The organism is Sandarakinorhabdus sp. (assembly GCF_041689835.1).
In the GTDB taxonomy this organism is placed as follows: domain Bacteria; phylum Pseudomonadota; class Alphaproteobacteria; order Sphingomonadales; family Sphingomonadaceae; genus Sandarakinorhabdus.
Genome location: NZ_JBDNFM010000231.1, coordinates 1 through 9,385, shown reverse-complemented (window position 1 = coordinate 9,385; position 9,385 = coordinate 1). Strand labels below are relative to the sequence as shown.

Here is a 9,385-nt window from a genome sequence, read left to right as displayed (position 1 = left end):
CCCTGCGGCAGCGGATCGTCGCGGAAACTGCCGCCGTGCAACGCCGCATGGCTTATCCCGCGCGCCGCCAGCCTGGCCTTCGCGCCGTCCACCACAGCCGGCAAATCGAATAGTTTCAGCGACAGCCGCGGATGGCGCTGCGCCACTTCAGCAAGGAAAGCGCCGTGGCCGCCGCCCACATCCATCAGGCACTGGTGGCGGCCAAAGTCGTACGCATCCAGCACTTGCTGCGCCACCATCGGCTGACTGGCGGCCATCAGCGCCGAGTAAGGCGCGACCTCGCCGTCGCCGCCGCCCTGCCAGCTCGCCGCGTCCGCTGCCGCCGGATCGCCGCGCCCGGCGGCGGGGGCATAGGTCCAGAACGCCGCCAGTTTGCCCTGCCCGCGCCCGCGCTTGAGCATGGCGATGGGGTCGGCCAGATCGTCATAGAAAATCTTGTGGTGCTCGATCATCGCGAGCGCGCCCTGATTGGTCGAAAGCGCCGCGCCGCGTTGGCCCAGCACCCACAGATCAGGCGCTGCCAGCTCCACCAGATCGACCGCCCGCGCCGCGCCCAGCAGCCGCTGCATCGCGTCCAGCGAAAGCCCTGCGGCCTGTGCCAGTTCGTCCGTGCGCGCCGCCCCGTCGCTCAGGCGGCGGATCACCCCGGCATCCACCGTCGCCGTCAGCGCCTTGGTCTGCACAAAGCCGGTGATCACGGCAAACATGGCATTGGCGTGGTAGCGTGCGGTGTGCCGCATCAAGGGGTTACGCATGGCAAAGCGCTGGAAAGCCGGGTTCGCCAGCACCCGGTTGCGGGCGTTCAGCCAGCGCAGTTTCAATCCGGGGTGGGCAGGTTTTTCGGCCATGGCTTCCGTGTGTTGGTGTCAAAATGGTCTGGACAGTTGGCGCCCGAAGGTCAATCATGAACCCCTTGCGCAGGTGTAGCGGCCAGACGTTAACGACTGATGATTCGGAGAGCGGTTTGGCAGGCCAGGGCGGCGTTGTCATCATCGGAGCCGGTATGGGGGGGCTTTGCGCCGCCGTGCTGCTGGCCGCGCGCGGTGTTTCGGTGACGGTGGTGGAGCGCATGGGCGCGCCCGGCGGCAAATTGCGTACGGTTGCTGTCGGCAATGTGCCCATTGATGCCGGCCCAACCGTGTTCACCCACCGCCCGGTTTTCGAGCGCATCTTTGCCGACGCCGGCACGCGGCTCGACGATCATCTCACGCTGGTGAAATCGACACGCCTCGCCCGCCACGCCTGGCAGGATGGCAGCAGCCTTGATCTGTGGGCCGATCATGCCCGCAGCCGCGATGCCGTCGCCCAGTTTGCCGGCCCTCGCGAAGCCGAAGGCTGGACCCGGTTTCAACATGAGGCCGGGCGCATCTGGAACGCGCTGGAAACCCGCTTCATGGAAAGCCCGGCCATGGGGCCATTGGGGCTCACGCTGAAATACGCGCCGTTCCACCTGCACGAAATGTTCGCGATCAATCCGTTCGCGACGTTGTGGAACACGCTGGGCGGCTATTTCCGCGATCCGCGGCTGCACCAGCTTTATGGCCGTTATGCCACCTACACCGGCGCCGATCCGTTTCAGGCCACTGCCACCCTGATGCTGGTCGCCCATCTGGAGGCGCGCGGCGTCTGGCTGGTTGATGGCGGCATGCACGAAGTTGCCCGCCAGCTGGCGCTGCTCGCGGAGCGGCTGGGCGCGAAATTTCATTACAACGCGCATGTCGCCGAGATCGTGGTGCGCAGCGGCCGCGCGGCCGGGGTCAAGCTGGCCAGCGGCGAAGAAATCGCAGGCGACGACGTGCTGTGCAACGGCGATATTTCCGCCATTGCCGATGGCCGCTTTGGCCCGGCGGCCTCCGGTGCCGTCACCGGCGTGAAGCCGCACGAACGCTCGCTTTCGGCCCTCGTCACCATGATGACGGCGCACACCAGCGGTTTCGAGCTGGACCGGCACAACGTGTTCTTTTCCAACGATTATGCCGCCGAATTTCGGGACATTTTCGGCGCCCACCGCCTCCCCACCGAACCCAGCATCTATATCTGCGCGCAGGATCGTGGCATCGCTTCACCACCGGCCGGCCCCGAACGCCTGCAACTCATCGTCAACGCCCCGCCAAATGGCGACGGCACCCCCCCCACACCTGAGGAGATGGCCCAATGTCAGACAGCAACCCTGGCCGTCCTGGCCCGGTGCGGGCTGACGCTGAAGCCAACAGCAATGGTGCCAGTGGGACCGGCGATGTTCGAGGCGCTTTTCCCTTCGAGCGGTGGGGCCCTTTATGGTCGGGCCTCGCACGGGTGGCAGGCCAGCTTCCGCCGGCCTGGCAGCAAGACGAAGCTGCCCGGGCTTTGGGTCGCGAGTGGTTCGGCTCACCCGGGCGCGGGAGTGCCGATGGCGGCCTTGTCCGGCCGCTTGGCGAGCGCAGCGATCCTTCAGGCCCGCGCTTTGATCAAGACGTTCCACCCGGCGGCTACCGTTGGTGGTATGTCGACGCCGAAAGCGACTGCGGGCTCTACGGGCTGACCATCATTGCCTTCATCGGATCGGTTTTTTCCCCTTATTACAAGGCTTCGGGGCGCGGCGCACCGGAAGACCATGTATCCTTGAATGTCGCGCTTTATGGCCCGCGCAGCCGCCGCTGGACGATGACCGAACGCGGCAAGGGCGCGCTGTGGCGCGACCGGCAAACACTGCGCATCGGGCCGAGCCAGATGCGCTGGGACGGCGAGACGCTGGTGATCGATATCGAAGAAGCCGGCGCGGTGCTGCCATTGAAGGTGCGCGGCCAGGTGCGCGTGACGCCAAGGATGCTTGGCCAGCGGCGTTTCCGCCTCGATCCATCGGGCCGCCACGTGTGGGAACCGCTGGGGCCATGTGCGCGGGTTGAGGCAAATTTCACCGACCCTGATCTGAAATGGGCCGGCACCGGCTATCTTGATGCCAACCACGGCGCCGAATCGCTGGAGGACGGCTTTGCCGATTGGCAGTGGAGCCGCGCCCACCTCGCGGACGGTTCCACTGCCGTCATGTACGAAGGCAAGCTGCAAGGCGGCGCCGATTTCGGCATGGCGCTGCGCATCACGCCCGATGGCCAGGCCGAAGTGATGGAAATGCCCGCGCGCGTCGTGCTGCCCAAAACCGCCTGGCTCCTTGACCGCATGACCCGCGCCGACGCCGGCTACACCGCCCGCATCCGCGCCACCTGGGAAGACACCCCCTTCTACAGCCGCACCGCCCTCGCCACCCGCCTGTGGGGGGAGGATGTGGTGGCCGTGCACGAATCGCTCAACATGAACCGGTTCGCGACGGGGGCGGTGCAGTGGATGCTGCCGTGGCGGATGCCGCGAAAAATCTGAAGAGCGGCGTGAGGCCGGCACAGGTGGGAGATTGGGCGCCGCGCGCGAGGTGGGTGGTTGCCGCGGCACTGAACTGGGCAATCGCGGGGCCGCACAGCGCCATTGCTGCCGAAGAAGCAGGCGCGGGCTTGGCACAGGTGCCGCAAATTCTTGTCACGGCGCGGCGGCGCGCCGAGGATGCGCAGGACGTGCCCGCAGCCATATCGGTTGTGGAAGGCGGCGCAATTGAGCGCAGTTTCACTGCCAACACGGCGCAATTGAGCCTGCTGGTTCCAGCGCTCAATTACAATTCGCCCAACCCGCGCAACACGGCATTCACCATCCGTGGGCTGGGCAGCAGCGTCGTTGCGGTGAGCCAAGCCAACGACGGGCTGGAGCCGGGCGTCGGCTTTTACGTCGATCAGGTTTATCACGCCCGTCCCGCCACTGCCGCCTTCGACTTTGTTGATATCAACCGCGTCGAAGTGCTGCGCGGGCCGCAAGGCACGCTGTTCGGCAAGAACACCACGGCCGGTGCGATCCACATCCTGACTCGCGCCCCAAGTTTTGATTGGCAGGCGCAGGGCGAGGCATCATACGGCGCGCTTGGTTTTTTCCAGGCACGCGGCGCGGTTTCCGGGCCTATCGCCGATGCCAAACTGGCATTCCGGCTCTCGGGGCTGACAACGCGGCGCGGCGGTGTGATCCGCAACGTCTCGTTGGGAAAAAACCAGAACACGCTCGGCAACCAGTCGGTGCGCGGGCAATTGCTGTGGCAGGCCGGCGACGCGCTGAGCTTTCGCCTGACCGGGGACTGGAGCAATTTCAGCAGCGAATGCTGCACCCAGGTCTATGTGCGCACTGCAACCTCGCTGCGCCCCACCGCCCGACAGTTTCCGGCGCTGGCCGCCGGCCTCGGTTATGCGCCGCCCAGCCTCAACCCCTATGACCGCGTAACCGATATCGATGCCCGCCTCGCGGTCGATACCAGCGAAGGCGGCGTGTCACTGGTGACGGACTGGGATTTCGGTGCTGCCACCATCACGTCGGTCAGCGCCTCGCGCCGGTGGAACTGGAATGCCGCCAACGACCGCGACTACACGGGCCTCAGGATACAGTTGCAGCAGGGGATCCCCTCGCGGCAGGACCAGATCAGTCAGGAAATCCGCATGGCGTCCAACGGTGGCGGCCCGCTCGGCTATGTGGTCGGCCTGTATTATTTCCGGCAGGTGATAACCGGGCGGCCAATTTCGATTTATGGGCCAACGGCGGCCTATTGGCTGATCGGCCCGGTAACCGGCGCTGCGGCGACGCCGGTTCCAGCCAACCTGCTGGACGGATATGGCCAGGATGGCCGCACCCGCTTCGCCGCCGGCAGCTACGCCGGCTTCGGCGAGATCAATTGGCGGGCCTCGGCGCGGCTGACACTCACCGGCGGCCTGCGGTACACCATCGAGCGCAAGGCCGGCGATTACAGCAGTTTCGTTTTCGGCGGACCGCCAACATCGGTGCCGGCATTGATCAGCGCCCGGCTGTCGGTGCTGCGGCCACAGACGTACAGCGCGCGCGACAACACGGGCGATCTGTCGGGCCGAGCCAACATTTCCTATCGCTTCAGCCCCGCTGTGTTTGCCTACGCAAGCTACGCTCGCGGGTTTAAATCGGGCGGCATCAACATGTCGGGCCTCGCGCTCGATGCACAGAATCTGCCGGCCCTCTCAACCGCTGTGGTCGCGCCGGAACGCAACACGACCACCGAAGCCGGACTGAAGACCGACTTGTTTGATCACCGGCTGCGCCTCAACATCGCGGGCTTCTTCACACAAGTGCGCGATTTCCAAGCCACACTTGTTGATTCGACCCAGACGGTCGCTCTGCGCGGCTATCTGTCGAACATCCCGAAGGTGACGGTGAAGGGCTTCGAAATCGATGCCGTTGCGGCGCCGTTCGCCGGGCTGCAACTGCGCGCTGGCCTTGCCTTTGCGGACGGCAAATATGCTCGTTACCCCAAGGGACCGTGCCCGATCGAGCTGCAAGGCAGTACGACAGCGGCGTGCGACCTGACCGGGGGCCGGCTAGCGGGATTGCCGCGCTGGTCGACCACGATCAGCGGCGATTATGCGCTGCCGATAGCAGGCAAAGGCGGGGGCGAAGGTTTCATCCACGTCGATTCAAGCTGGCGCAGCGGCACTTTCGGTGACCCCACGCTGTCGCGGTTCACGTTCATCGAGGCGCACAACCTCACCAACGCGTCGATCGGCTATCACAGCGCGGCGGGCTGGAGCGTGGCAGTGTTTGCCCGCAATCTGCTGGACAGCAACTACCTTCAGAACCTGACAACACAGGCCGGAAATTCCGGGCTGATCCTTGGCACGCCCAGCGATCCCCGAATCATCGGGGTGACGCTGGGCTTCAAGAAGTAGGGCAATTAATTCGGCTCCCGGCAGGCCGGCGGCACTGGCACAGGGGCAAACCGTCAGCCGCCTTTGCCCATATCGTCCCCAATGTCCTTTTCCCCCGGCTTTTCCCGCAGCGTCCACAGCTGCCAGCCGGCAAAGCCGAGCACCGCCACCAGGGTGACGCCGCCTTCGATCAGGCCGAAATATTCAACCGGGATGTCCATCAGCGGCGGCCAATCACCGACGAATCGGGCCGTCGGGGCCGTAGAGGGGGAACAGCGGGCGCCTGGGCCCTGGCGGGGGGTTTTTGGCGAGGGCGTCCATTGCCAAGGCGACGGCTTTTTCGAGTTGCGGATCGCCGCCGGCCATCACGGCGGCGGGGTCTTGATCAACCTCCACATCGGGCGGGACGCCGATATTTTCGACCGCCCATTCGCCGGCTGGGGAGAAGAAGCCCACCGAGGGGCTGGTGAGCTGGCCGCCGTCCATCAAGGGCGGGATACCGCCGATGCCAACGAGGCCGCCCCAGGTGCGTTTGCCCACCAATGGCCCCAGTTTGAAATCGCGGAACATCCACGGCAGCATGTCGCCGCCGCTGGCGCTGCCTTCGTTGATCAGCATCACCTTTGGCCCCAGCACGCTGGCCGATGGAGTGCGATCGATGCGGCCATAGCGCGGCTGCCACCAATTGATCAGGCGGCGGTTCATCACCTCGATCATGTAGTCCGCTGCCTGGCCGCCGCCGTTGAAGCGATCGTCGATCACCATGCCCTGACGGTCGGTCTGGGCGAAATAATAACGGTTGAAGCTGGTGTAGCCGCCGCCGCCGGTGTTGGGCAGATAGACATACCCCAGCTTGCCGCCCGACAATTTGTCCACGCGGCGGCGATTGTCTTCGATCCAGGTCAGATTGCGCAGGCGGGCTTCGCTGGCAACCGGCACCACCGTTACGTCGCGCGGGCCACTGCCGGCGCGGGTGAGGGTGAGGGTGACGGCCTGATCGGCGGTGCCTTCGAGATGGCGCTGAATATCTTCATCGCCGCGCACATCGGCGCCGTTGATGGCCGTGATGCAATCGCCGGGCTTCACGTCCAGCCCGGGGCGGGCGAGCGGGGCCTTGATATCGGGCGTCCAGGTGCCGCCGTCGTGGATGCGCGCCAGGCACCAGCGGCCGCCTTGCAGTTCATAATCGGCGCCCAGCAACCCGCCCGGCACGCGCTTGGCCGCCGGGATGGCGCCGCCGCCGCCGCGCAAATGCCCGATGGAAAAGCCGGTGAGCGCTTCGTGGAAGAGATAGTTCAGATCGCCGCGTGACTGGATGCCGGGCAAATACGCGGCGAGCGCTTTTTCCGCGCCGGCCACATCATAACCGTGGAAACCCGGATCGTAGAAATAGGCGCGCTGCACCCGCCACATTTCGCGGTACATCTGCGCCCATTCCGCCGCCGGATCGACGCGGACGGACAGCGCATCGGTTTTGATACGCACATCGGGATCGCTGGCCTTGAAGGGTTTGGCGGCATCGGCGACCAGCCAGGTCGATTGCCCGGCCGGGTTGGCAGGCGTGCGGACCAGCAATTTGGTGCCGTCGCCGGACAGGCTGAAATCGGCGGCCTTGTCGAACAGCGTTTCGGTTTTCTTGCCTTCAAGCTGCCAGCGCAGCAGCGTGGCGGCAGGCGCCTCTTCGGCATCAAGATCCATCGCTTCGTTGGCGCGCAGCAGCCACAGGACGCCCGCCTTGCCCGCCACCAGGCCGCGATAATTCGCCGGCGGCAGCGGCAGTGCGGTCATGCGCCGGGCGATCTGATCGAGCGAAAGGCTGGGGAGATCGATCTTCACCGGCGGGATGGCGGGCGCAGGGGCCGGTTTTTTGGCATCCGGCTTTTTCTCGGGTGCAGCGGCCGGGGCGGGCATTTTCTCGTCACCCAGCTCCGGCGCAAACGGCGAAGCGGTGCCGGCGTTCAGCGCCAGCGCATAGATGCTGCTGGTGGGCTGGTACACGTTTGACGACATGTCGAGCGGCAGGATGGCGCCGCCGGCATTGTTGCTGGCGAGGAAATAGAGATATTTTCCGTCCCGATCAAAGGCCGGATCGGCGGCCATCGCCATTGCGTCGGTGATCTGGACGGCTTTGCCAGTGGCAATTTCGTGCAGCATCAACACCGGGAAATGATTGCCGGTCACGCGGGCATAAACCAGCCACTGGCCATCGGGTGACCAGGTCATGCCGCGCCCTGATTGGGCAAAGCCGCCAAAATCGTCGGGCGGGCCGGCGGCGGTGAGCTTGCCTGTCCCCAGATCGAGGATCCAGCTGTTGAGGCGATTGTCCTTGAAGGCAATATGCTTGCCGCCGGGCGCCCACAGGGGATCGGAATAATAAGCCGGATCGGGGCTGAGGGTGTATTTCTTCACCGCTTTGCCGGCACCCTGCTGCGCCGCGACATGCAGGGCATACAGCCCGCTTTCATCGCTGAAATAGGCGATGGACTGGCCATCGGGGCTCCATACTGGCGTGCGTTCCATGGTGCCGGGCGTGGCGGTGATGGTGCGGATGATGCCGTCTTTCACCGGCAGCGTGATGATTTCGCCGTGAGCCTCGACGGCGGCACGCAGGCCGGTGGGTGAAATGGCGGCGGCGCGCACTTCGCTGCCAACACTGGCAACGCGCGGGCGCACGTCGGGCATATCGCCGTCCAGATCGATGGCAACCGCCCTTGGTTCCTCGCCGGGGGTGAGCGTGAAAATGGTGCCCAGCCGATCGAACACCAGGCCTTTGCCGTCGGCTGCGAGGCTGCGGATATCGGAACCGCGGTTCTGCCACACCAGCGCCGTCTGCCCGCTGGCCGGATCGAAGCGATAGACGCTGATCGGCCCCTTGCGGCCCGACAGGAAATAAACCTGACCGCCCAGCCAGACGGGCGAGAAATCCGCGCCGCCGGCCGTGGGCACTTTCTGGGTTTTGAGGCCATCAAGCGCTGTGATCCAGACAGCGCCGGTGAGGCCGCCGCGATAATTGCCCCAGGCAGTGTACCGCGTGTGGTTGAACGAGAAGCCCTGATCCATCGGGGTATAGGCGATCGACCTGCCATCGGGGGACATCATGCCCGACGATGCCATGGGGAGCGGCAATGCTGTTGCCGCGCCGCCGCCCGCATTTACCTGCCACAGCCGTGTGTAGCGGCTGGCCGCGTCGCTGCCCGACCGGAACAGCACGCGCTCGCCATCGGGGCTCCAGCCCACAGCCGCATCGGTGGCGGGGTGGAAGGTCAGCCGTTTTGGCACGCCGCCGGCAACGGCCACGGTGAACACATCGGTGTTGCCATCATATTCGCCCGTGAACGCAATGGTCTGGCCATCGGGGGAAAAGCTGGGCGACTGTTCGATGCCGATGCCGGTGGTAAGCCGCAAGGCTTTACCGCCGCCCCGCGGAGCGGCCCAGATGTCGCCGCCGGAAACAAAGGCAACATGGCTGGCGCTGAGCACCGGCGATTGCAACAGGCGAGCCGGACTGGCCGCCTGCGCGACGCCCGCCGCCATCAGCGCTGCTGCGCCCACACCCGTCCAGCGATGCCTGTTCATTGCGAATGCCACAAATTTCTGATTGGCCGGAACGGTGGCAGCCGATCACCAGCCCGTCAATCACCACCCCGGCT

General features: G+C 65.6%; 6 protein-coding genes. 3 read left to right on the top strand and 3 right to left on the bottom strand.

Annotated elements, in window-relative coordinates; genetic code table 11:
• Window positions 1-848, bottom strand: an 848-nt coding sequence (locus ACESL8_RS12220) for a methyltransferase (protein ID WP_372919245.1), incomplete at its 3' end; no start/stop codon positions are given.
• Window positions 849-904: 56 nt separating this feature from the next.
• On the opposite strand from ACESL8_RS12220, the gene crtD reads away from it, so the two are divergent.
• From crtD to ACESL8_RS12205, 3 genes are all read left to right on the top strand, one after another.
• A complete protein-coding gene (gene crtD / locus ACESL8_RS12215; protein WP_372919243.1) occupies window positions 905-2,521 on the top strand; it encodes a 1-hydroxycarotenoid 3,4-desaturase CrtD in 1,617 nt (538 codons plus the stop codon).
• 80 nt (window positions 2,522-2,601) lie between these two features.
• Complete coding sequence (locus tag ACESL8_RS12210) at window positions 2,602-3,354, top strand: hydratase (RefSeq protein ID WP_372919241.1); 753 nt, start codon at window positions 2,602-2,604, stop codon at window positions 3,352-3,354.
• Window positions 3,355-3,434: 80 nt separating this feature from the next.
• Window positions 3,435-5,756, top strand: a complete 2,322-nt coding sequence (locus ACESL8_RS12205; RefSeq protein ID WP_372919247.1) for a TonB-dependent receptor — start codon at window positions 3,435-3,437, stop codon at window positions 5,754-5,756.
• Between the two features lie 53 nt (window positions 5,757-5,809).
• On the opposite strand, the gene ACESL8_RS12200 is transcribed toward ACESL8_RS12205, so the two are convergent.
• Window positions 5,810-5,956: a hypothetical protein gene (locus ACESL8_RS12200; RefSeq protein WP_372919239.1), complete on the bottom strand. Its 147-nt coding sequence runs from the start codon at window positions 5,954-5,956 to the stop codon at window positions 5,810-5,812.
• Window positions 5,957-5,969: 13 nt separating this feature from the next.
• Window positions 5,970-9,311, bottom strand: coding sequence for a PDZ domain-containing protein (locus ACESL8_RS12195; protein ID WP_372919237.1), 3,342 nt, complete (start codon window positions 9,309-9,311; stop codon window positions 5,970-5,972).
• Window positions 9,312-9,385: the final 74 nt, after the last annotated feature.

What these genes read in the sequence shown, in the direction of transcription:
- crtD (WP_372919243.1), top strand. Translation starts at nt 905, where the DNA reads ATGAACCCCTTGCGCAGGTGTAGCGGCCAGACGTTAACGACTGATGAT.
- ACESL8_RS12200 (WP_372919239.1), bottom strand. Translation starts at nt 5,956, where the DNA reads ATGGACATCCCGGTTGAATATTTCGGCCTGATCGAAGGCGGCGTCACC.
- ACESL8_RS12195 (WP_372919237.1), bottom strand. Translation starts at nt 9,311, where the DNA reads ATGAACAGGCATCGCTGGACGGGTGTGGGCGCAGCAGCGCTGATGGCG.